General features: G+C 66.9%; 20 protein-coding genes. 10 read left to right on the top strand and 10 right to left on the bottom strand.

Going from position 1 to position 18,611, the window contains the following annotated elements; all coding sequences use genetic code 11:
* The first annotated feature begins 25 nt into the window (after positions 1 to 25).
* A complete protein-coding gene (locus G3N96_RS07840) occupies positions 26 to 364 on the top strand; it encodes a P-II family nitrogen regulator (RefSeq protein ID WP_006398637.1) in 339 nt (112 codons plus the stop codon).
* A gap of 143 nt (positions 365 to 507) precedes the next feature.
* Here the strand turns inward: G3N96_RS07840 and G3N96_RS07835 are convergent, their stop codons facing one another.
* Positions 508 to 1,587, bottom strand: coding sequence for a porin (locus G3N96_RS07835; protein ID WP_071334967.1), 1,080 nt, complete (start codon positions 1,585 to 1,587; stop codon positions 508 to 510).
* A 563-nt stretch (positions 1,588 to 2,150) separates the two neighbouring features.
* Positions 2,151 to 3,077 (bottom strand): LysR family transcriptional regulator, encoded by a 927-nt coding sequence (locus G3N96_RS07830; protein ID WP_206136852.1) that lies wholly within the window; start codon positions 3,075 to 3,077, stop codon positions 2,151 to 2,153.
* 133 nt (positions 3,078 to 3,210) lie between these two features.
* Between G3N96_RS07830 and G3N96_RS07825 the strand changes: the two genes are divergently transcribed.
* Positions 3,211 to 3,708, top strand: coding sequence for a GNAT family N-acetyltransferase (locus G3N96_RS07825; RefSeq protein WP_089446197.1), 498 nt, complete (start codon positions 3,211 to 3,213; stop codon positions 3,706 to 3,708).
* 54 nt (positions 3,709 to 3,762) lie between these two features.
* Here the strand turns inward: G3N96_RS07825 and G3N96_RS07820 are convergent, their stop codons facing one another.
* The 4 genes from G3N96_RS07820 to G3N96_RS07805 form a co-directional block, all read right to left on the bottom strand.
* A complete protein-coding gene (locus G3N96_RS07820; RefSeq protein ID WP_089426631.1) occupies positions 3,763 to 4,542 on the bottom strand; it encodes an ABC transporter ATP-binding protein in 780 nt (259 codons plus the stop codon).
* A gap of 17 nt (positions 4,543 to 4,559) precedes the next feature.
* Positions 4,560 to 5,273 carry an ABC transporter permease gene (locus tag G3N96_RS07815; RefSeq protein WP_089495410.1) on the bottom strand — a complete coding sequence of 238 codons (714 nt, stop codon included), beginning with the start codon at positions 5,271 to 5,273 and terminating at the stop codon, positions 4,560 to 4,562.
* Positions 5,270 to 5,959 (bottom strand): histidine ABC transporter permease HisQ, encoded by a 690-nt coding sequence (hisQ, locus tag G3N96_RS07810; protein WP_021158491.1) that lies wholly within the window; start codon positions 5,957 to 5,959, stop codon positions 5,270 to 5,272. The genes G3N96_RS07815 and hisQ overlap by 4 nt, the downstream gene beginning before the upstream one ends.
* Positions 5,960 to 6,188: 229 nt before the next feature.
* Positions 6,189 to 6,971, bottom strand: coding sequence for an ABC transporter substrate-binding protein (locus tag G3N96_RS07805; protein WP_148094181.1), 783 nt, complete (start codon positions 6,969 to 6,971; stop codon positions 6,189 to 6,191).
* Between the two features lie 369 nt (positions 6,972 to 7,340).
* Here G3N96_RS07805 and G3N96_RS07800 point away from each other — a divergent pair, with 369 nt between their 5' ends.
* The gene (locus G3N96_RS07800) at positions 7,341 to 8,036 is read left to right on the top strand and encodes a pirin family protein (protein WP_206136844.1); all 696 of its coding nucleotides are present in this window, start codon (positions 7,341 to 7,343) and stop codon (positions 8,034 to 8,036) included.
* Positions 8,037 to 8,106: 70 nt separating this feature from the next.
* Here G3N96_RS07800 and G3N96_RS07795 read toward each other — a convergent pair whose 3' ends face one another.
* Positions 8,107 to 8,658: a periplasmic heavy metal sensor gene (locus G3N96_RS07795; protein ID WP_089456735.1), complete on the bottom strand. Its 552-nt coding sequence runs from the start codon at positions 8,656 to 8,658 to the stop codon at positions 8,107 to 8,109.
* A 224-nt stretch (positions 8,659 to 8,882) separates the two neighbouring features.
* Here G3N96_RS07795 and G3N96_RS07790 point away from each other — a divergent pair, with 224 nt between their 5' ends.
* Positions 8,883 to 9,608 carry a response regulator gene (locus G3N96_RS07790; protein ID WP_009693256.1) on the top strand — a complete coding sequence of 242 codons (726 nt, stop codon included), beginning with the start codon at positions 8,883 to 8,885 and terminating at the stop codon, positions 9,606 to 9,608.
* Positions 9,592 to 10,908, top strand: coding sequence for an ATP-binding protein (locus G3N96_RS07785; RefSeq protein ID WP_089495408.1), 1,317 nt, complete (start codon positions 9,592 to 9,594; stop codon positions 10,906 to 10,908). The genes G3N96_RS07790 and G3N96_RS07785 overlap by 17 nt, the downstream gene beginning before the upstream one ends.
* Positions 10,909 to 10,950: 42 nt before the next feature.
* Here G3N96_RS07785 and G3N96_RS07780 read toward each other — a convergent pair whose 3' ends face one another.
* On the bottom strand, positions 10,951 to 11,217 hold the full coding sequence (locus tag G3N96_RS07780) for a hypothetical protein (protein ID WP_011545926.1): 267 nt from the start codon (positions 11,215 to 11,217) through the stop codon (positions 10,951 to 10,953).
* Positions 11,218 to 11,721: 504 nt separating this feature from the next.
* On the opposite strand from G3N96_RS07780, the gene G3N96_RS07775 reads away from it, so the two are divergent.
* Positions 11,722 to 13,479 (top strand): ABC transporter permease subunit, encoded by a 1,758-nt coding sequence (locus G3N96_RS07775; protein WP_124582964.1) that lies wholly within the window; start codon positions 11,722 to 11,724, stop codon positions 13,477 to 13,479.
* A gap of 22 nt (positions 13,480 to 13,501) precedes the next feature.
* Entirely contained in the window at positions 13,502 to 14,839 is a 1,338-nt protein-coding gene (locus G3N96_RS07770) for a nitrate/sulfonate/bicarbonate ABC transporter ATP-binding protein (protein WP_011352844.1), read from the top strand.
* A 67-nt stretch (positions 14,840 to 14,906) separates the two neighbouring features.
* On the opposite strand, the gene G3N96_RS07765 is transcribed toward G3N96_RS07770, so the two are convergent.
* Entirely contained in the window at positions 14,907 to 15,401 is a 495-nt protein-coding gene (locus tag G3N96_RS07765; protein ID WP_089426069.1) for a hypothetical protein, read from the bottom strand.
* Positions 15,398 to 15,949 carry a hypothetical protein gene (locus G3N96_RS07760; RefSeq protein WP_206136843.1) on the bottom strand — a complete coding sequence of 184 codons (552 nt, stop codon included), beginning with the start codon at positions 15,947 to 15,949 and terminating at the stop codon, positions 15,398 to 15,400. Before G3N96_RS07760 ends, G3N96_RS07765 begins: the two co-directional genes overlap by 4 nt.
* Before the next feature lie 288 nt (positions 15,950 to 16,237).
* On the opposite strand from G3N96_RS07760, the gene G3N96_RS07755 reads away from it, so the two are divergent.
* The 3 genes from G3N96_RS07755 (at position 16,238) to G3N96_RS07745 (ending at position 18,590) form a co-directional block, all read left to right on the top strand.
* Positions 16,238 to 16,444, top strand: coding sequence for a hypothetical protein (locus G3N96_RS07755; RefSeq protein WP_124582613.1), 207 nt, complete (start codon positions 16,238 to 16,240; stop codon positions 16,442 to 16,444).
* 138 nt (positions 16,445 to 16,582) lie between these two features.
* Positions 16,583 to 18,004, top strand: a complete 1,422-nt coding sequence (gene otsA / locus G3N96_RS07750; protein ID WP_206136842.1) for an alpha,alpha-trehalose-phosphate synthase (UDP-forming) — start codon at positions 16,583 to 16,585, stop codon at positions 18,002 to 18,004.
* Positions 17,997 to 18,590 (top strand): AAA family ATPase, encoded by a 594-nt coding sequence (locus tag G3N96_RS07745; RefSeq protein WP_206136841.1) that lies wholly within the window; start codon positions 17,997 to 17,999, stop codon positions 18,588 to 18,590. The genes otsA and G3N96_RS07745 overlap by 8 nt, the downstream gene beginning before the upstream one ends.
* The last annotated feature ends 21 nt before the right edge of the window (positions 18,591 to 18,611 follow it).

The raw sequence follows: 18,611 nt of genomic DNA, 5'->3' as shown, positions 1-18,611 counted from the left end.
AAACGAGCATTGGGGGACAACCACCATGAAACGCATCACTGCCATCATCAAGCCGTTCAAGCTGGACGAAGTCCGCGAAGCGCTCGCTGAAGTGGGTCTCACGGGCCTGACCGTGACGGAAGTGAAGGGCTTTGGCCGCCAGAAGGGCCATACCGAGCTGTATCGCGGCGCCGAATACGTCGTCGACTTCCTGCCGAAGATGAAGATCGAGGTGGTCGTCGCGGAAGCGCAGGTCGACCAGGTGATCGACGCGGTGATCGGCGCGGCCCGCACCGGCAAGATCGGCGACGGCAAGATCTTCGTGTCGGATGTCGAGCGCGTGATCCGCATCCGCACCGGCGAAGAGAACGAAGCGGCCGTCTGAGCGCCGTATTCGTGAGCGGGTCGCACAAAGCCGGCCCGCCAATAAAAAACGGTGCGATACCCGGTTGGGTACCGCACCGATACGCGCCTCTCGCAGCAGCGTGGAAAACGTCGTTGAATCGATTCTTTGAAAACGGCGCCTGATCAGAACAGGTGCTGGATACCGGCGTAGACGCCGGTCTGGCTGCCGCCCGGATGCGGGTTGCCGGTCGACACGGCGGTGCCTGCACCGTTCGCGTTCAGACCGAAGTTGGCCGACGAGCTGTTGCGCACCGTCGCGGCCTGCAGGTCGAACAGCGTGCGCTTCGAGATGTTGTACGAACCGCCGATCGTGTAGATGTTCGCGTTGCCGCCGCCGTGGTTCGCGTTCACGTGATACACGGCCGCGATCAGCGCCGCTGCCGGCGTTGCCTGCCACGTCACGCCGCCCCAGACCTGCTGGGTGCCCGTCACACCGGCGTTCACTGCCGGGCCGCCGCTGCCGTCCGCGCGCGATGCCTGGTAGGCCGCTTGCACCTTGAACTGGCCGAGGAACACGTTCACGCCCGCGAAGTATTCACGCGAGTAGTTGAACACGTCCGAGAAGCGGCCGTTGCTGTCGCGCGTTTCGTCGTAGATGCCGCGCAACTGGAACAGCGAGTTCGTGTAGGTGACCTGACCGCCCATTGCACGGCCCGGTTGGCCGGCCGTCGTGTTGCCGTTGAAGCTGGTCGAGTTCGAGAAAGAGAACTGGCCGTAGAAGTCGAGGCCGTAGAGCGACGGGGACTGGTACGACACGTTGTTGCTGGTCTTGTTCCAGTTGCGGCCGCGCACCAGCGAGGCCGTCGACCAGGCCGACTGGCCGAACGGGTCGAAGTCCCACACGCCGTTGGCGATCGCGAGCTCGCGACCCAACAGCAGCGTACCGTAGCGGTCGTTCGAGATGCCGACGGTCGCGAAACGATCCCAGATCGAGCCGCTGAAGCCGCCCGTCATCGTGTTGAACGCGCCTTCGAGGTGGAACAGGACCTTGTTGCCGCCACCGATGTCCTCGGTGCCCTTCAAGCCCCAGAGGCTCGTGCCCCAGTCGCCGCTTTCCGCGCGCACTTGGTGGCCGTTTTGCAGGCCGTTCAGGTACTCGATGCCGGCATCCAGGCGGCCATACAGCGTGACGCTGCTCTGCGCGTGCGCCGTCACCACCCCAGCAGCCATCAGCGCGGCCGCGACCAAAGCTTTCTTCATCATCTCCTCCATACCCTGTCAAAAAGTCAACCCAGACTGCACGAGATGCCCGGAGCGCGAGCGCCGGGCAAAAGCGGGATAACCAGGGAGACCTCGTGCAGGGCCGGTAAGCGCGGCACGCGGGCAAGCGGACGGAAAACCGTTGAGCGTTCCCGCGCAGCCGGGTCGGCCTGCGGGGTCTCCTTGTAGTGTCGTGAAGCTAAACTACATTTCACGAACTTCGTTTTGCTACTTTGGTTACTAATTTAGCAAAAATACAATTTTGTGGCGATGGAAATCGTTGTTTGACTAACACGTGTCGCCAAATTGCCATGCAACACGGTGGGCAACAGGGGTGCCAAGGGTTTGCAATTAACGGAAAACCCTTGTCCCGCAAGGGAGACACGAGATTTGCAAACGGGGGTCAAGGATTGCCACTATTGACGCTGCGGGGGGCACAGGCGTAAGCGTCAATGACGAGAAATGGGTAAGTATTTCGTAATGAATGGGCGGATGCCGGAGATGGCCGCCGGTTGCCTGAAACGCGTGTCCGGCAACGCGCGGCGCGGTGTACCGACAGACATTCGTCAGGCAGCGGCCGGCCTTGCGTCGAGCAACTGCGCGCGAATCCAGCGATGCGCATCGGTGCGTGCATGCTTTGCATGCGAGTAGACCTTCACGGTGTAGCGCGGGATCTCGAACGGCGCCGGAAAGAGGCGGATCGGCGCCGCGTGCCGCAGCGCCCGCGCGGCGCGGTTCGGCACCGTCATCAGCAGCGCGGATTCCGCGATCACGAACGGCGCGGCCAGCACGGTCGGCAACTGCACGGCGACCTGCCGCGCGAGGCCGAGCCGGTCGAGCACATGGTCGACGACGCCGCGCGACTCGTTCCACGGCGTGACGACCACGTGGCGTGCCGCGAGGTACTGGTCGAGCGTCAGCCGCCGGCGAATCTCCGGGTGCGTGGCGCTCGCGATCACGACGTAGTCGTCGGAGAACCAGTCGAATTCCTCGATGCCCGGCGCGTCGGCCGCCGATTCCTCGTGGTAGCCGAGCGCGAAATCGATGCGGCCGGCCGCGAGCTCGTCGACGGAGATCTTCCGGTCGGAATGCACGACGCGGATCCGCAATTGCGGCGCGACATGCTGGATGCGGGCGAGAAACGCCGGCAGCACCGCGAATGCCGTGTAGTCGGTCGCCGCGAACACGAACGTGCGGTCGCTTTGCGCGGGATCGAAGCGGCGTGCGCGGGCGAGCCCCTTCGACATCGTGTCGAGCGCGTCGCCGGCCCAGGCGGCGATGTCGTCGGCGCGCACGGTCGGCTGCATCTCGTTGCCGAGGCGCACGAACAGCGCATCGCCGATCGCGTCGCGCAGCCGCGCGAGCGCGTGGCTCAGCGCGGACGGGCTCAACGCGAGCTCGTGCGCGGCCGCGGCGACGGACCGGTGGCGGTACAGCGCGTCGAACACGAGCAGCAGGTTCAGGTCGAGGCGGCGCAGATCGGGATGCATCATGTTCAGGTCCGAATGAAGAAACTGCACTTCCTGCAGGAGCTGCATGAACGTAGCATGACGCTCTGATGGGTGCCAGCGCGGCTGCGCGGCATCGTTTCCCGTTACAAGCCAGGGCCGGAGGAGGGCTCAACCCGTGCAAATCGACATCCGTTCCGCCACCGTCGCCGACGTGCCGCAGATCCTGCGTTTCATCACCGAGCTGGCCATCTACGAGAAGGCGGAACACGAAGTGATCGCGACGCCCGCGTCGCTCGAGCGCAGCCTGTTCGGCGACGGGTCGCCGGCGCGCGCGCTGATGTGCGAGGTCGACGGCGAGCCGGCCGGCTTCGCCGTCTATTTCTTCTCGTATTCGACGTGGCTGGCCCGGCAGGGGCTGTATCTCGAGGATCTGTACGTGTCGCCACGCTTTCGCGGCGCGGGCGCCGGGCTGCGGCTCCTGAAGGCGCTCGCGCGGATCGCGGTCGAGTCGGGCTGCGGGCGTTTCGAGTGGAGCGTGCTCGACTGGAACGAGCCGGCGATCCGCTTCTACGAGAGCGTCGGCGCGGCGCCGCAGAGCGAATGGGTGCGCTACCGGCTCGCGGGTGACGAACTGCGTGCGTTCGCCGACAGCGCGCCGGTGAGCGCCGCGTAAACGCAAAACGGGCGCCGCGCGGCGAACCGCGGGCGCCCGCTCATCCAGCGTGCGTTACTTGAGGCTGCCCGACAGGAACCCGCGCAGGCGTTCGCTCTTCGGGTTGGCGAACACCTCGGACGGCACGCCTTCTTCCTCGACGCGGCCCTGGTGCAGGAACATCACGTGGTTCGACACGTTGCGCGCAAAGCCCATCTCGTGCGTGACGACGATCATCGTGCGGCCTTCCTCGGCGAGCTTCTGCATCACCTTCAGCACTTCGCCCACCAGCTCCGGGTCGAGCGCCGATGTCGGCTCGTCGAACAGCATCACGTCCGGATGCATCGCCAGCGCGCGTGCAATCGCCACGCGCTGCTGCTGGCCGCCCGACAGGTGCGACGGATACTGCTTCTCGACGCGCGGCGCGAGGCCGACTTTCTCGAGATACTCGCGTGCGCGCTCCTCGGCTTCCTTCTTCGGGATGCCGAGCACGTTCACCGGCGCTTCCATCACGTTCTCGATCACGTTCATGTGCGACCACAGGTTGAAGTGCTGGAACACCATCGACAGCTTGGTGCGCACGCGCTGCAGCTGTTTCGTATCGGCCGCGCGCAGCGCGCCCGTCTTGTCGAGCGCGGTGCGCACTTCCTCGCCGTCGACGAAGATGCGGCCCGCGTTCGGCTGCTCGAGGAAGTTGATGCAGCGGAGCATCGTGCTCTTGCCGGAGCCGGACGAGCCGATCACGCTGATCACGTCGCCCGAGTTCGCCTTCAGCGACACGCCCTTGAGCACCTCGTTGTCGCCGTACCGCTTGTGCAGATCGTCGACGAAAAGCTTCTGAGTCTGGGAATTCATCATAGTCCTGCGAAAACTTACTTGCCTTGCGGGCGCAGATACGCGAGCCAGCGGCGCTCGGCCTGGCGGAACAGCCACACGAGCGTGAACGAGATCGCGAGATAGAGCAGGGCGGCGATGCCGAACGCATGGAACGACATGTAGGTCGCCGAGTTGACGTCGCGGGCGATCTTCAGGATGTCCGGCACGGTCGCGGTGAAGGCGACGGTGGTCGCGTGCAGCATCAGGATCACTTCGTTGCTGTACAGCGGCAGCGCGCGGCGCAGCGCCGACGGCAGGATCACGCGGCGGTACATCGTGAACGGCGACATCCCGTACGCACGCGCGGCTTCGATCTCGCCGTACGACGTCGCCTTGATCGCGCCCGCGAAGATCTCGGTGGTGTACGCGCAGGTGTTCAGCGTGAACGCGAGCAGCGTGCAGTGCATCCCGTCGCGAAAGAACGCGTCGAGCATCGGCGTGCCGCGCACGGCCTGCAGGCTGTAAAGGCCCGTGTAGCAGAGCAGCAGCTGCACGTAGAGCGGCGTGCCGCGGAACACGTACGTATAGAGCCACACGGCGCCCGACAGCCACTTCTTCTTCGACACGCGCGCGACCGCGAGCGGTATCGACAGGCAGAAGCCGAGGCCGATCGACACGACCAGCAGCCACAACGTAATCGCGACACCGGTGATGCGATAGCCGTCGGTGTAGAGATAGTTGCGCCAGTATTCTTGGATGAGTTCGATCATAGGTCAGCCTTGCGGACGCCGGTCGAGTAGCGCTTTTCGAGCCACATCAGCACGAAGTTCGAGATCGTCGTGATCGCGAGGTAGACGGCACCCGCGATCAGCGTGAAGAAGAAGAACCGCAGCGTGCCCTTGCCGGCGTCCTGCGACGCCTTCACGACGTCGGCGAGGCCGATGATCGACACGAGCGCGGTCGACTTCACGAGCACCTGCCAGTTGTTGCCGATGCCGGGCAGCGCGAAGCGCATCATCTGCGGGAACATGATCCGCGTGAACACCTGCCAGTTCGTCATCCCGTACGCGCTGCCGGCCTCGAGCTGGCCGCGCGGCACCGACAGGAACGCGCCGCGGAACGTCTCGGTGAAGTACGCGCCGTAGATGAAGCCGAGCACGAGCACGCCGGCGAGGAACGGATCGATGTCGATCTGGTCCCAGCCGAGCGCGTCAGTCGCCATGTTCAGCCAGATCTGCAGGCTGTAGAACAGCAGCAGCATCAGCACGAGGTCGGGCACGCCGCGGATCAGCGTCGTGTAGACGGTGCCGACGCCGTTCGTGAAGCGGTTGCGCGACAGCTTCGCGCCCGCGCCGAGCAGGCCCAGCAGGAACGACAGCGCAAGCGAAAGCACCGCCAGCTTGACGGTTTGCCAGGTGCCAGCGAGGATCAGCGGGCCGTAACCTTGTAGAAACATTGAGTGGTCCCTGGTGTGGTCCCTTAGGGCGCACGCGGTGCGCCGCGAAAGACGCGTTCCGCCCAAGCTGCGCGGAACGCCCCGTGCGTATCATGACCGTCCGCCCCGGCAGCGGTGCCGGGCCGCCCGTCGCGCGAGCGGCGGGCAGGGGGCGGGCGGCGCGTGGTTGACTGCCTGTACTGCCCGGATGCGGGGCCGCCCCGCATCCGTCGTCTCTTCTTTTCGTTACTCAGCGGGCCGAAGCCGAATAGACGCTGAACGCGAAATACTTGTGCGACAGCCGGTCGTACGTGCCGTCCTTGTGCATGTCGGCCAGTGCCTTGTTGATCTTGAGCTTCAGGTCGGTATCTTCCTTGCGCAGGCCGATCGCGGTGCCGTCGCCGATCGTCTTCGGATCCTTCACTTCCGGCCCGGCAAACGCGAAGCCCTTGCCGCGCGGCGTGCGCAGGAAGCCGTAGTCGGCTTGCAGCTCGTCCTGCAGCGTCGCGTCGAGACGGCCCGAGCCGAGATCGGCATAGACCTGGTCCTGGTTCTGGTAAGGAATGATCGTCACACCCTGCGGCTCCCAGTACGCCTTCGCATAGGTTTCCTGCGTCGAGCCCTGCTCGACGCCCACGCGCTTGCCCTTCAGCGACGCAACCGTCGGCAGCAGCGGCGAGCCGGTCTTCGCGATCATCCGCGCCGGCGCGTCATAGACCTTGTCGGAGAAGTCGATCTGTTCGCGGCGCTTGTCCGTGACGGTCAGCGACGACACGATGACGTCGTACTTCTTCGCCTTCAGCGCCGGGATGATCCCGTCGAGATCCTGCGCCACCCACACGCATTTCACGTTGATTCGCTTGCAGATTTCCTTGGTGAGATCGACGTCGAAACCGACGATCTCGCCGCTCGGCGCGGTCGACTCGAACGGCGGGTAGCTGGCGTCGACGCCGATCCGCACGGTCTTCCACTCCTTCGCGAGGGCGCTGCCCGCCATGAGGGCGAGGGCGGCGCACAGGGCGGCCTTCTTCATTTCCATCCTTCTGTTGCTGACTTTCCGGGAGCGCTCGCGGCCGGTTGGACCGGGCGCCGCGGCGTATTCTAGACGGCCAAAAATCGCCGATCGGCGCTCTGGCAATGGCGGCCGCCGGAACGGCGAACGCCAAAAGGCCGGTATTTTACCCGAACGCGATACGCGGAAACCGGCAATCCGGGCCGACCGATCGATTCTTCGATGCATTGATCCGGCTGTTGCGATAATCGCCGCATTCTCAATGGGCATTGCATCGATTGCATCCGCAGGTGCAACGATGCGGTGCGCAGGCGGCGGATTGTGGCGCGATTGGCACACTCATACAGTGATGGGATGGCAGAACCCTGCATCCCACGGAGTGTCCGTTCCATGTTCCAGATCCGCCGCGCCGCCGATCGCGATCAGCGCAGCCATGGCTGGCACGAATTCCTTCACAGCTTTCCTGAGGCGTCCGGCCGGAGCGGGCCGCCGGCGTTCGGCGCGTTGCGCGAACTGAACGAGGAATGTATCGCGCCGACCCGCGGCTACGGGATGCGGCCGTACCGCGACGCGGAAATCGTCACCTATGTGCTCGACGGCGCGCTCGCGCATCGCGACAGCCTCGGCAACGGGGCGATTGTCCGTGCGGGCGGCGTTCAGCGCATGAGCGCCGGCACCGGCGTCATGCTGAGCGAAACCAACGCGTCGCGTGACGAGCCGCTGCGCCTGCTGCGGATCTGGCTCGCGCCGGCCGGGGCAGGCGGCCGGCCCGGCTACGTGCAGATGCGCTTTGCCGATGACGAGAAACGCGGCCGGCTGAGGCTCGTCGCGGCACCGGACGGTGGCGACGGTGCGCTGCCGCTCGCTGCGGACGCCCGCATCTTCGCGGGGCTGATCGACGGCGACGAGGCGGCGGCGTTCGACGTGCAGGCCGGGCGCCGCGCGTATGTACACGTGGTGCGCGGCGACGTCGAGGTGAACGGCTGCGCGCTGTCCGCGGGCGACGGTGCGCGGATCGGTGCCGTGGACGCGGTGGCGTTCGCGCGCGGCCGGGCGGCCGAGGTGCTGCTGTTCGACGTCGCCTGAAACGCAATAAGGGGACGCGGGCCGGTGCCCGCGTCCCCTTCGATGCCGCTCCGCGGAGCGGCCCGCCGGCTTACTGCGCCGGCGCCGACGCGGCCTTGGCCGCGCGATGCTGCTCCCAGCGCTCCTTCATCTTCTCGTGGCGCTGTTCCATCTTCGCGAACTGCTGCTTGAGCGCCGTGCTGACCATCGTCTTCTGCTGGTCGTTCAGTCCGTTGTAGAACGTGAGCCACGCGGCGGACGTCTGCTCGCGCAGTTGCGCGTTCTGCGCCTCGGCCTGCTGGCGTGCCGAGTGCATCGCGCTCAGGTCGAGGATCGGCTGGTTCTGCTGCGCCTTGAACTGGTCGCGCATCTGCTCGTGGCTCTTGCGCATCGCGTCACGGTTCTGCTTCATCGTGTTGACGGCCGCCTGCCATTGCTGTTCCTGCGACGCATTGAGCTTCAGCTGGTCGTGCAGTTTCATGATCGCGCCGAACGGGCCGCCTTCATGCCCGTCGTGCATCTGATGGGCGCCGGGGCCGCCCGGAGGCGGCATGTCGTTGGGCTGCGCGGCATGCGCGGTGCCGAATGCGAGAGCGAGCACGGTGGCGGCCGCGATGGCCACGCGGGAAGTCTTCTTATACATTTCAGAAACTCCTTGTATCCAAAGGGTCCGGCGATGCGGGTCCGGGAAAACCGGGTGCCGCATCCGGTAAGACGCAGGTTAGCGATGCAGGCTGCGGCCGGTGTTACGTGGGGCGGTCGCCGGGTTACCGCGCATTACAGTTCCCTTGCGCGGTAACCCGCAGTAACCCTTTCGTCCCTTTGTTTCGTTCTTCGACTCCGCCCTCGCGCGGTAAACTTCGAGCCATGACTACCCAGATCCTCATCGTCGACGACGACCAAGAACTCCGAGACCTGCTGCGCGACTACCTCGTGCGCCAGGGGATGGAAGTGTCCGTGCTGCACGACGCGGCGACGCTCGAGAAGCGCCTCGAGCGCGAGCGGCCCGACCTGATCGTGCTGGACCTGATGATGCCGGGCGTCGACGGCCTGACCGCGCTGCGCCAGCTGCGTGCGGCCGGCGACGACATCCCCGTGATCATGCTGACCGCGCGGGCGGACGACGTCGACCGCATCGTCGGGCTCGAGCTCGGCGCGGACGACTACCTCGGCAAGCCGTTCAATCCGCGCGAGCTGCTCGCGCGCGTGCAGGCCGTGCTGCGCCGCCGCCGCGCGACGCCGTCGGCGGCAGCGCCCGAACAGCGCGAGCCGTTCGCGTTCGGCCGCTTCGTGCTCGACTTCCAGGCGCGCACGCTGTCGGTCGACGGCAAGCCGGCCACGCTGTCGAGCAGTGAATTCGCGCTGCTGAAGATCTTCGTGAACCATGCGCTGCGCACGCTCACGCGCGAGCGGCTGCTCGAGCTGCTGCACGGGCCCGAGTACGACGGCACCGACCGCGGCATCGACGTCCAGGTGTGGCGCCTGCGCCGTATCCTCGAAACGGATCCGTCGACGCCGCGCTTCATCCAGACGGTGCGCGGGCGCGGCTACGTGTTCGTGCCCGACGGCGAGGCCCATGCGCAAACCCATTGATTCACTGTTCGGGCGGCTGGCGCTACTCGTCGTCGGTGTCCTGCTCCTGTCGCACTTCGCGTGGTTCTTCGCGATGCGGCTCGAGCGCAGCCAGATGCAGACGCGTTACGCGGTCGAAGAGGCCGCATTCCTGGTCGACGCGGTGCGCCAGCACGTCGAACGCACGCCCGACCAGCCGTTGCCGTCGCGTGTGCGGCTCGTGACGCCGGATAGCGCCGACGTGCCGAATGGCGACCCGTCGAGCCTGCCGGCGCCGCTCAAGCGGTTCCGCGACGACGTGAGCGAGCGGATGCCGCCCGGCACGCGCGTCGAGATCGGCGCGCCCGGCCATCCGCCGGTGCTGTGGGTGAAGGAGCCGACCGACCGCAACTGGATCGTGGTGCCGGTTCAGCCGCTGCGGCCGCCGCGCTCGCTCGACCGGATGCTGTTGTGGCTCGGCACGATCTTCTCGGCCGGCGTGATCGCCGCGCTGTTCGCGGCCTGGCAACTGCAACAGCCGCTGCGTTCGCTGGCTCGCGCGGTCGCGCGCTTCGGCCGCGGCCAGCCGGTGCCGCCGCTGCGTGAGCGCGGCCCGCGCGAGCTGCGCCAGCTCACGCATGGCTTCAACCAGATGGTGGAACAGGTGTCGCAGGCCGAGAGCGACCGCGCGGTGATGCTCGCGGGCGTGGCGCACGACCTGCGCACGCCGCTTGCGCGGATGCGGCTGCGGGCTGAAATGATGGACGACGCCCGGTTGCGCGACGGCGTCGTGCGCGACGTCGATTCGATGTCGCACATCGTCGATCAATTCCTGGTGTTTGCGCACGGCGGGTCCGATCGCAGCGAGCCGGTGCCGGTCGACCAGGCGTGCGAGCGGATCGCGCGCAGCTATCGCGCGGTCGCGCCGAACGCGCCGACGGTCCAGACCCGGCTCGACGCCGATCCGGGCTTCCGGCTGCCGACGGCGACGCTCGACCGGATCCTGTCGAACCTGCTGGACAACGCGCATGCGTATGGTGCGCCGCCCGTGCTCGTCGAGACGGCGCGCACGCCGGCCGGCTACGTGTTGTCGGTGAGCGACAGCGGCGGCGGGATCGCGCCGCGCGACCTCGCGGCGGCCACGCGACCGTTCGTGCGGCTCGACCCGGCGCGCGGCGGCAACGGCCACAGCGGGCTCGGGCTCGCGATCGTCGAGCGGCTCGTACTCAGGCTGGGCGGGACGTGCGACATCGGCAACCGCCCCGAAGGCGGCCTGCGTGTCGCGATGACGTTCCCGTTCGAGGTCGTGCCGAAGGACGAACCCCACGCACAGGCCGCATGAGCGGCTGCGGCGCCAGCCCGGACGGGCTGGCGCCGCGTGCCATCATTCGCCGAACAGCGTGCCGAGCGTCTCGGCCGCGTTGCTGTCGATGGTGTTGTAGGTCACGGTGGTGGCCTCGAAGATGTAGACGGTCGTGTACCGGCCGAGGCGCTCCAGGATTTCCTCCTGCAGCGATTCAGGCACGACGTTCATGTTCAGGTACCACGCCGTCGACGACAGCCGCGTCTGGAACGACCCGTACTCCTGCATCAGTTCGTAGAACGCGTCGGCATCCTGATCGCGGCAGACGATCACCAAGTTTCCTGCCATTCCCTTTCCTCCCGCTCGTCGATCGATCCCAGGGCCTGTTGACATCGGGCACGCGCATGCGTTGCCGTCGGACCATCCGCAACAGACCCCGAGGGCCAGCCCTGATCATACCCGCTTAGTCGTATCCGGCTGGTGACGCCCGACATGGTTTGCGTGCACGTGCGGCCGGCGGGTTCCCGGGCGGGCCGGATCACGGCATAATTCGGGCCTGCGTGCCGGCCGAAAGACTGCGGCCGGGCTGCTCGACCCGCGCACCCGCCATCCGCCCGCGCGCCAGGCACGATCCGTGCGCGGCCTGCGCCGTTCCCGGACGGTTGTGCCTGAAATACAGGTTAGTGTAGTGTCGTGCCGTCGCGGGCCGGCTCGTCCGGGGCGCGGCAGCGCACGCACGGCGCACCGCGCTCGCGCGCGATCGTCAGTCAATCGAATTACCGCACCCGTGCGCTTTGCCATGAATCAACATCGACTGCCGGCTTCGTTCGGCCTTACCGGGGAGGGCGCCTGATGGACGTCGGATTCTTCAATCCGAACCGGACCGCCAACGCGTCCGCGTGGCGCGTCCTGCCGAACCGGTGGGATTTCATCGCGTTTCCGCTGATCATCTGCCTGATCGCGATGGCGGTCGTCGGTTTCCACGAAACGATGGCGCCGATCGGCACCCTGCAGACGCAGAAGATCTCGCTCGACCCGTCGAACCTGCCCGAATATGCGTTGCGCACCACGCTGCGGATGCTTGCCGCGATGGTCGCGTCGCTTGCGTTTACGCTGATCTACGGCACGCTCGCCGCGAAAAGCCGGCGTGCCGGCATGGTGCTGATCCCGATCCTCGACATCCTGCAGTCGGTGCCGGTGCTCGGCTTCATCTCGTTCACCGTCACGTTCTTCCTCGCGCTGTTCCCGAGCCGCGTGCTCGGCGCCGAGCTCGCGGCGATCTTCGCGATCTTCACGAGCCAGGCGTGGAACATGACGTTCAGCTTCTACCAGTCGCTGCGCACGGTGCCGCGCGACCTGGACGAAGTGTCGCGGGGTTTCCACCTGACGTCGTGGCAGCGCTTCTGGAAGCTCGAGGTGCCGTTCTCGATGCCGGGCCTGATCTGGAACATGATGATGTCGATGTCGGGCGGCTGGTTCTTCGTCGTCGCGTCGGAGGCCATCACCGTCGGCAACCAGACCATCACGCTGCCGGGCGTCGGCGCGTATCTCGCGCAGGCGATCTCGGACAAGAACCTCGGTGCGATCGGCTGGGTGATCCTCACGATGACGGTCGTGATCGTCGCGTACGACCAACTGCTGTTCCGCCCGCTGATCGCGTGGGCCGACAAGTTCCGGATGGAAAACACCGCGTCGGGCGACGCGCCGCAATCGTGGCTGCTCGACCTCGTGCGCCGCACGCGCCTGATTCATCAGCTGCTCGTGCCGGCCGGCTGGTTCTTCGCGAAGGCCGCGCGGATTCCGCTGCGGCTGCCGCTGTCGGGGGCGATGCGCTTCTCGCTGCCGAAAGTCGAGAAGAAGGCGTCACGCACGGTCGACATCGCGTGGGCGACCCTCGTGCTGCTCGGCACGGGCTATATCGTGTGGCGCGTCATCAGCTTCGTGTCGACCGGCGTGACGATGGCCGAGGTCGGCCACGTGCTGGTGCTGGGGCTCATCACGCTGCTGCGCGTGGTCGTGCTGATCTCCATCGCGTCAGTGATCTGGGTGCCGATCGGCGTGTGGGTCGGGCTGCGTCCGAAGCTGGCCGAGAAGCTGCAGCCGCTCGCGCAGTTCCTCGCCGCGTTTCCGGCCAACCTGTTGTTCCCGGTGTTCGTGATCGTGATCGCGCGCTTCCACCTGAACGCCGACATCTGGCTGTCGCCGCTGATCGTGCTCGGCACGCAGTGGTATATCCTGTTCAACGTGATTGCCGGCGCGACGTCCTACCCGAACGACTATCGCGAAGCCGCGACGAACTTCCGCATCCGTGGCTGGCAGTGGTGGCGGCAGGCGATCCTGCCCGGCATCTTCCCGTACTACGTGACCGGCGCGATCACCGCATCGGGCGGCGCGTGGAACGCGAGCATCGTGTCGGAAGCCGTGCAGTGGGGCAATACCAAGATCGAGGCGCACGGCCTCGGTGCCTACATCGCGCAGACCACCGCTGCCGGCGATTTTCCGAAGATCATCCTGGGCATCGCCGTGATGTCCCTGTTCGTCACCCTGTTCAACCGCCTGCTGTGGCGCCCGCTGTATGCCTTCGCCGAAGCGAAGCTGCGGCTCGACTGAGACCGATTGAGAGCGAAACGCGATGCACAATCCGAATGCTGTAAACGCCCCCGTCCAGACGAACCAGCCGCCGCGCCTCGGTGAGGAAATCCTGCGTGTCGATCACGTCTGTCGCGGCTTCAACAAGACGCAGGGCGAACTGCTCGTGCTCGACGATGCGAACCTGTCGCTGCGCGAAGGCGAGATCGTCGGGCTGCTCGGCCGTTCCGGCTCGGGCAAGTCGACGCTGCTGCGCATCATCGCCGGGCTGATCGAGCCGACCGGCGGCGAGGTGACCTATCTCGGCCAGCCGCTGCGCGGCCCGGCCGAAGGCGTCGCGATGGTGTTCCAGACCTTCGCGCTGTTCCCGTGGCTCACCGTGCTGCAGAACGTGGAAGCCGGCCTCGAGGCGCTCGGCGTCGGCGCACGCGAGCGGCGCGAGCGTGCGCTGGCCGCGATCGACCTGATCGGTCTCGACGGCTTCGAGAACGCATACCCGCGCGAGTTGTCGGGCGGGATGCGCCAGCGCGTGGGCTTTGCGCGCGCGCTCGTCGTCGACCCGACGATCCTGCTGATGGATGAGCCGTTCTCCGCGCTCGACGTGCTTACGGCCGAGACGCTGCGTACCGACCTGCTTGACCTGTGGACGCAGGGCCGCATGCCGATCAAGTCGGTGCTGATCGTCACGCACAACATCGAGGAAGCGGTGTTCATGTGCGACCGGATCCTCGTGCTGTCGTCGAACCCGGGCCGCGTGATCGCCGAGATCAAGGTGCCGTTCAAGCATCCGCGCAACCGGCTCGACCCGGCGTTCCGCAAGCTCGTCGACGATATCTACGCGAAGATGACGGCCCGCCAGACCGGCGAGGCGACGAAGAAGGGGCTGGAGCTCGGCAGCTGGCTGCCGCAGGTGTCGACCAACCTGATGGCCGGCCTGATCGAGACGCTCGCGATGGCACCGTACCACGGCCGCGCGGACATGCCGGAAATCGCGCGCACGCTGCATCTGGAAGTCGACGACCTGTTCCCGATCGCCGAAGTGCTGCAGTACCTCGGCTTTGCCGACGTGCGGGAAGGCGACGTGTTCCTGACGCCGCCGGGGCGCGTGTTCGCGGAATTCGGCACGCAGGAGCGCAAGCTGATGTTCGCGGATCACCTGCTGAAGCACGTGCCGCTCGCCGCGCGGATCAAGAAGGTGCTGAACGAGCGCCCGGGCCATCGGGCGCCGCGCGTGCGCTTCGAGCAGGAGCTGGAGGATTTCCTGTCGGACGGCGCCGCCGAGGAGACGCTCGACGCGGTGATCGACTGGGGCCGTTACGGCGAGATCTTCTCGTACAACGACCAGACCGAGATCTTCAGTCTCGAGGACGTCGAGTCCTGATCGACGTGCCGGGCCGTGCGGCCCGGCATGCGCGTGCGCCGCGCATCATGCGCGGCGTATCGCACGCTTACTGCAGATTCCCCCACCGATCGACCGCCGGTTCCGCCGACGCCCACTTCCAGTGCGTGCCTTGCTGGCACGCATTCGCGAAATACCAGTCGGCCTTGTTGCCATCCTTCACCGAGAACGCGAATTCCTTGCAGATCGCGAGCGCCGACGCGTACGCGCGCGTGACGCGCACTTCGCCTTCGCCGTTTTCGAGCGGCAGCGTGTTCTTCACCTTCCACGGCTTCACTTCGCCGACGGCCAGGCTGCCGGCCGTCTTCGCGATCGCGTCCTGCTGGTTCTGATGGAGCTGCTTCATCGTGCGGTTGACGGCTTCGTCGGTCGCGGCCTGCACGGCAATCCCGACGCCGACGCCGACCGCCGGGTTCGCGGTGACGAGGCCCGTCGCCGCACCGGCGAGGGCGCCGCTCGCCGCGCCGACCGACCCGCAGCCCGACAGCGTGGCCGTTGCCGCGCACAGCGCGCCGATGGCCGCGATACGGAGCGCGACGCTCATTGCAATGCGCCCCAGCGTTCGGTCGCCGGCTCGGCCGATGCCCATTTCCACACGGGGCCGTCGCGGCAGATCGTGGCGACGTAGAAGGCGGATTGCGCGGCTTTGTCGGGTTTCGCGGGCGTATCGACCGCGAACACGATTTCCTTGCAGTCGAGCGGACCGATGCTGATCATCCGGCTGACCGTCACGCGCCCCTGCTCGTCGTCCTCGATCGGGAACGAGTGGTGCGTCGACCACGGCGCCACGCCGCCCACGTCGAGCGGGCCCGCCGCCTTCGCGATCTGTTCCTGGGTGTAACGGTGTGCGACCCGCTGCGAGTACTGGACGCCCGCCCGCGCCCCGGCGACGGCGCCGAGGCCGATGCCCGTCGCAACGGCGGCGTTGTTGGTGACCTTGGAGGCGATCGCGGCGCCCGCGATACCGGCGCCGGCCGTCGCGCCTTCGCTGTACAGCGAGTTGCAGCCGGACAGCAGTGCGGCCGAGGCGATCACGGCCAGCACGACGCGCGCCGGCATGGCCCGGCGCGGCGATTCGAAACGAATGTTCATCCCTGAGTGCGAGTCCTGTCTGGGTGAGCGGCGACGCGTGCACGCCCTGATGCCGCGTCATTGTTTCGCAATTGTCATAGGAAAACTGCAAAGCTTTGACAAATCGCCGTGCGGCAGGCCGCGTGCGCGCGAGCGGCGCTATTGTCGGATAGATGCTTGCGGAGGGGTCGAAACGTTACAAATTGAAGGTAATTGTTACCTTCGGATGCGATCAGGCGACCTAGACTGTTGAGCTATGGAATGTTTCTACGACGGCCTCGGGCCGCGCCGCATATGAGACACCCAGCTATGCGCCGTTCGAAACGGCTATCACCTCGGCCGTCCGACGCGGCCGTCCGTCCGGAAGACCGCCCGCGTCCGCGGACCGACGCGCCATCGGCGCCGCCGCCGGGTGCGCCCGACGACCCGCCGTCGGACGGCGATCACAACCAGGGCGGCGCGCGCCCGGAAGGGCTCGACTATCAACGCGACCTCGGTCAGGAGCAGGACGCGTGATTCCGTCGTAGCCGCATTCCACCGCCGTATTTCATTGCAATTCTCGGAACTGAGTCGCCGCACGGCCGCCTTCGGGCCGCCGTGTTTGCTTTGGCGCGCGCCGCGCGCCAGCCAATCGAATCGAGGAGGGGAAGCCGCATGAGCAGATTGATCGTGGTATCGAACCGTGTCGCCGCCGGCGAGGACACGCGCCCGAGCGCGGGTGGCCTGGCGGTCGGCGTGATGGACGCGCTGAAGGAAACGGGCGGCGTCTGGTTCGGCTGGAACGGCGAGATCGTCGACGCACCCGACACCGAGCCCGCAATCCAGCGGGACGGCAACGTCACCTACGCGACGGTCGGGCTGACCCGGCGCGACTACGACCAGTACTACCGCGGCTTCTCGAATGCGACGCTGTGGCCGGTGTTCCATTACCGCGGCGATCTCGCGCGCTTCGACCGCCAGGAGTACGCGGGCTACCTGCGCGTGAACGCGATGCTCGCGAAGCAGCTCGCCGCCTTGCTGCGCCCCGACGACCTGATCTGGGTGCACGACTATCACCTGTTGCCGTTCGCGCATTACCTGCGCGAACTCGGCGTGAAGAACCCGATCGGCTTCTTTCTGCACATTCCGTTTCCGTCGCCCGACATGCTGCGTCTCGTGCCGCCGCACGAGGAACTCGTGAAGTTCATGTGCGCGTACGACGTCGCGGGCTTCCAGACCGAGGCCGACAAGCAGGCGTTTACCGACTACATCGAGCGGCGCCGGATCGGCGCGGCGAGCGACGACGGGATGCTGCACGCGCATGGCCGCGTCGTGAAGGTCGCTGCCTACCCGATCGGCGTGCACCCCGACGCGATCGCGCAGGCGGCCGTCCAGTACGGCACGCGCAAGCCGGTGAAGATGCTGCGCGACGCGCTCGACGGCCGCAAGCTGGTGATGAGCGTCGACCGCCTCGATTATTCGAAGGGACTCGTCGAGCGCTTCCAGTCGTTCGAGCGGATGCTCGCGAACGCGCCGGGCTGGCAGGGGCGTGTGTCGCTCCTGCAGATCGCGCCGCCGACGCGTTCCGACGTGAAGACCTATCAGGACATCCGCGAAACGCTCGAGGGCGAGGCCGGACGCATCAACGGCCGCTTCTCGCAGCTCGACTGGACGCCGATCCAGTACCTGAACCGCAAGTACGAGCGCAACCTGCTGATGGCGTTCTTCCGGATGTCACAGGTGGGCTACGTGACGCCGCTGCGCGACGGGATGAATCTCGTCGCGAAGGAGTACGTCGCGTCACAGGATCCGGCCGATCCGGGCGTGCTCGTGCTGTCGGAGTTCGCGGGCGCGGCAGCCGAGTTGACCGGCGCGCTCCTCGTCAATCCGTACGACCTGTCGCAGATGGCCGAGGCGCTCGAGCGCGCGCTGTCGATGCCGCTCGCGGAGCGGCAGGCGCGCCACGAGGAGAACCTCGAGCGGCTGCGCGCGAACGACCTGTCGGTCTGGCGCGATACGTTCGTTGCCGACTTGCGCAGCGTCGCGGCGGCCGCGTCGGTCACGCGGCGCGCGGGCCGGCGCGTTGCGCATGCGTGAGGTCGTGCAGGCGCCCGGCGCCGCAGACGATGCGAGCGACGAAGCCGCCCGCCGTTTCTTTATCGTCACCGGTGGCCCGGGCTCGGGCAAGAGCACATTGCTCGACGCGCTCGAACGCGCCGGTTTCGCGCGCTCGCAGGAAGCCGGTCGCGGCGTGATCCGCGACCAGATGGCGATCGACGGTCACGCGTTGCCGTGGCGTGACCCGGCGGCGTTCGCCGAGCTGATGCTGAGCTGGGAGATGCGCTCGTACGATCTCGCGCGCCACGCGCGCGGGCCCGTGTTCTTCGATCGCGGCGTGCCGGACGTGGTCGGCTATCTACGGCTGACGGGGCTCGCGGTGCCCGCGCATGCGGAAGCCGCGGCCCGCCGTTTCCGCTACCACCGGCGCGTGTTCATCGCGCCGCCGTGGCCGGACATCTATGCGCAGGACACCGAGCGCCGGCAGGATTTCGCGGAAGCCGTGCGCACCTACGACGCGATGGTCGAGTGCTACACGTCATATGGCTACCGGCTGATCGAACTGCCGCGCGAGAATGTGAAGACGCGCGTGCGCTTCGTGCTGGACGCGCTCGACGCGGCATGATGCTCGGCCACGCACGCGGTG

The organism is Burkholderia sp. Se-20373 (genome assembly GCF_017104705.1).
In the GTDB taxonomy this organism is placed as follows: domain Bacteria; phylum Pseudomonadota; class Gammaproteobacteria; order Burkholderiales; family Burkholderiaceae; genus Burkholderia.
The sequence above is the reverse complement of the archived record's forward strand: the minus strand, read 5'-3'. Positions and strand labels throughout refer to the sequence as shown.

Bases quoted from the DNA above. Each gene is read 5' to 3' on its own strand.
- G3N96_RS07745 (WP_206136841.1), top strand. From the start codon at position 17,997: ATGCGTGAGGTCGTGCAGGCGCCCGGCGCCGCAGACGATGCGAGCGAC.
- G3N96_RS07785 (WP_089495408.1), top strand. From the start codon at position 9,592: ATGCGCAAACCCATTGATTCACTGTTCGGGCGGCTGGCGCTACTCGTC.
- G3N96_RS07830 (WP_206136852.1), bottom strand. From the start codon at position 3,077: ATGATGCATCCCGATCTGCGCCGCCTCGACCTGAACCTGCTGCTCGTG.
- G3N96_RS07805 (WP_148094181.1), bottom strand. From the start codon at position 6,971: ATGAAGAAGGCCGCCCTGTGCGCCGCCCTCGCCCTCATGGCGGGCAGC.
- G3N96_RS07835 (WP_071334967.1), bottom strand. From the start codon at position 1,587: ATGATGAAGAAAGCTTTGGTCGCGGCCGCGCTGATGGCTGCTGGGGTG.
- G3N96_RS07815 (WP_089495410.1), bottom strand. From the start codon at position 5,273: ATGATCGAACTCATCCAAGAATACTGGCGCAACTATCTCTACACCGAC.
- G3N96_RS07795 (WP_089456735.1), bottom strand. From the start codon at position 8,658: ATGTATAAGAAGACTTCCCGCGTGGCCATCGCGGCCGCCACCGTGCTC.
- G3N96_RS07760 (WP_206136843.1), bottom strand. From the start codon at position 15,949: ATGAACATTCGTTTCGAATCGCCGCGCCGGGCCATGCCGGCGCGCGTC.
- G3N96_RS07765 (WP_089426069.1), bottom strand. From the start codon at position 15,401: ATGAGCGTCGCGCTCCGTATCGCGGCCATCGGCGCGCTGTGCGCGGCA.
- G3N96_RS07755 (WP_124582613.1), top strand. From the start codon at position 16,238: ATGCGCCGTTCGAAACGGCTATCACCTCGGCCGTCCGACGCGGCCGTC.
- G3N96_RS07800 (WP_206136844.1), top strand. From the start codon at position 7,341: ATGTTCCAGATCCGCCGCGCCGCCGATCGCGATCAGCGCAGCCATGGC.
- G3N96_RS07790 (WP_009693256.1), top strand. From the start codon at position 8,883: ATGACTACCCAGATCCTCATCGTCGACGACGACCAAGAACTCCGAGAC.
- G3N96_RS07780 (WP_011545926.1), bottom strand. From the start codon at position 11,217: ATGGCAGGAAACTTGGTGATCGTCTGCCGCGATCAGGATGCCGACGCG.
- G3N96_RS07770 (WP_011352844.1), top strand. From the start codon at position 13,502: ATGCACAATCCGAATGCTGTAAACGCCCCCGTCCAGACGAACCAGCCG.
- hisQ (WP_021158491.1), bottom strand. From the start codon at position 5,959: ATGTTTCTACAAGGTTACGGCCCGCTGATCCTCGCTGGCACCTGGCAA.
- G3N96_RS07775 (WP_124582964.1), top strand. From the start codon at position 11,722: ATGGACGTCGGATTCTTCAATCCGAACCGGACCGCCAACGCGTCCGCG.
- G3N96_RS07820 (WP_089426631.1), bottom strand. From the start codon at position 4,542: ATGAATTCCCAGACTCAGAAGCTTTTCGTCGACGATCTGCACAAGCGG.
- G3N96_RS07840 (WP_006398637.1), top strand. From the start codon at position 26: ATGAAACGCATCACTGCCATCATCAAGCCGTTCAAGCTGGACGAAGTC.
- otsA (WP_206136842.1), top strand. From the start codon at position 16,583: ATGAGCAGATTGATCGTGGTATCGAACCGTGTCGCCGCCGGCGAGGAC.